Origin of the sequence: Faecalibacterium prausnitzii, assembly GCF_003287405.1 — a bacterium.
GTDB classification, from domain to species: domain Bacteria; phylum Bacillota; class Clostridia; order Oscillospirales; family Ruminococcaceae; genus Faecalibacterium; species Faecalibacterium intestinale.
In genome coordinates this window covers 1-1,724 of the sequence record NZ_PRLD01000048.1, presented here as the reverse complement: position 1 = coordinate 1,724, position 1,724 = coordinate 1, and the positions used below count along the sequence as shown (strand labels likewise).

Here is a 1,724-nt window from a genome sequence, read left to right as displayed (position 1 = left end):
ACCATCTTAGATGCTCTGTCATTGCCTGACTCCTTAGAAAGGAGGTGATCCAGCCGCAGGTTCTCCTACGGCTACCTTGTTACGACTTCACCCCAATCACCAGTTTTACCTTCGGCGGCGTCCTCCTTGCGGTTAGACTACCGACTTCGGGTCCCCCCGGCTCTCATGGTGTGACGGGCGGTGTGTACAAGGCCCGGGAACGTATTCACCGCAGCATGCTGATCTGCGATTACTAGCAATTCCGACTTCGTGCAGGCGAGTTGCAGCCTGCAGTCCGAACTGGGACGTTGTTTCTGAGTTTTGCTCCACCTCGCGGTCTTGCTTCTCTTTGTTTAACGCCATTGTAGTACGTGTGTAGCCCAAGTCATAAAGGGCATGATGATTTGACGTCATCCCCACCTTCCTCCGTTTTGTCAACGGCAGTCTGGCCAGAGTCCTCTTGCGTAGTAACTGACCATAAGGGTTGCGCTCGTTGCGGGACTTAACCCAACATCTCACGACACGAGCTGACGACAACCATGCACCACCTGTCTCCTTGCTCCGAAGAGAAATACTGTTTCCAGCATCGTCAAGGGATGTCAAGACTTGGTAAGGTTCTTCGCGTTGCGTCGAATTAAACCACATACTCCACTGCTTGTGCGGGCCCCCGTCAATTCCTTTGAGTTTCAACCTTGCGGTCGTACTCCCCAGGTGGATTACTTATTGTGTTAACTGCGGCACTGAAGGGGTCAATCCTCCAACACCTAGTAATCATCGTTTACAGTGTGGACTACCAGGGTATCTAATCCTGTTTGCTACCCACACTTTCGAGCCTCAGCGTCAGTTGGTGCCCAGTAGGCCGCCTTCGCCACTGGTGTTCCTCCCGATATCTACGCATTCCACCGCTACACCGGGAATTCCGCCTACCTCTGCACTACTCAAGAAAAACAGTTTTGAAAGCAGTTCATGGGTTGAGCCCATGGATTTCACTTCCAACTTGTCTTCCCGCCTGCGCTCCCTTTACACCCAGTAATTCCGGACAACGCTTGTGACCTACGTTTTACCGCGGCTGCTGGCACGTAGTTAGCCGTCACTTCCTTGTTGAGTACCGTCATTATCTTCCTCAACAACAGGAGTTTACAATCCGAAGACCTTCTTCCTCCACGCGGCGTCGCTGCATCAGGGTTTCCCCCATTGTGCAATATTCCCCACTGCTGCCTCCCGTAGGAGTCTGGGCCGTGTCTCAGTCCCAATGTGGCCGTTCAACCTCTCAGTCCGGCTACCGATCGTCGCCTTGGTGGGCCGTTACCTCACCAACTAGCTAATCGGACGCGAGGCCATCTCAAAGCGGATCACTCCTTTTCCCTCTGCTCGATGCCGAGCCGTGGGCTTATGCGGTATTAGCAGTCGTTTCCAACTGTTGTCCCCCTCTTTGAGGCAGGTTCCTCACGCGTTACTCACCCGTTCGCCACTCGCTCGAGAAAGCAAGCTCTCTCTCGCTCGTTCGACTTGCATGTGTTAGGCGCGCCGCCAGCGTTCGTCCTGAGCCAGGATCAAACTCTTTATAAATGATATTTATCACTTAAAAGTGTTAAATCTTGTTTCGCTCAGCACGCAATCGCTTGCGTCCTGTGTGAATTACTTTGTTTGGAATTGTTTACCGTGTTTTTCCAACACGAAAATAGGTTCCGTTACAAGTTCTTTCGATATTGTTCAATTTTCAAGGTCCTGTGCGCCGCAGCCTT

1 rRNA gene is annotated in these 1,724 nt (G+C 52.1%); it reads right to left on the bottom strand.

The annotated features are described in order from the left end of the window. Positions 1 to 37: 37 nt before the first annotated feature. Positions 38 to 1,548: ribosomal RNA gene (locus C4N24_RS14925) — 16S ribosomal RNA — on the bottom strand. Between the last annotated feature and the right edge of the window lie 176 nt (positions 1,549 to 1,724).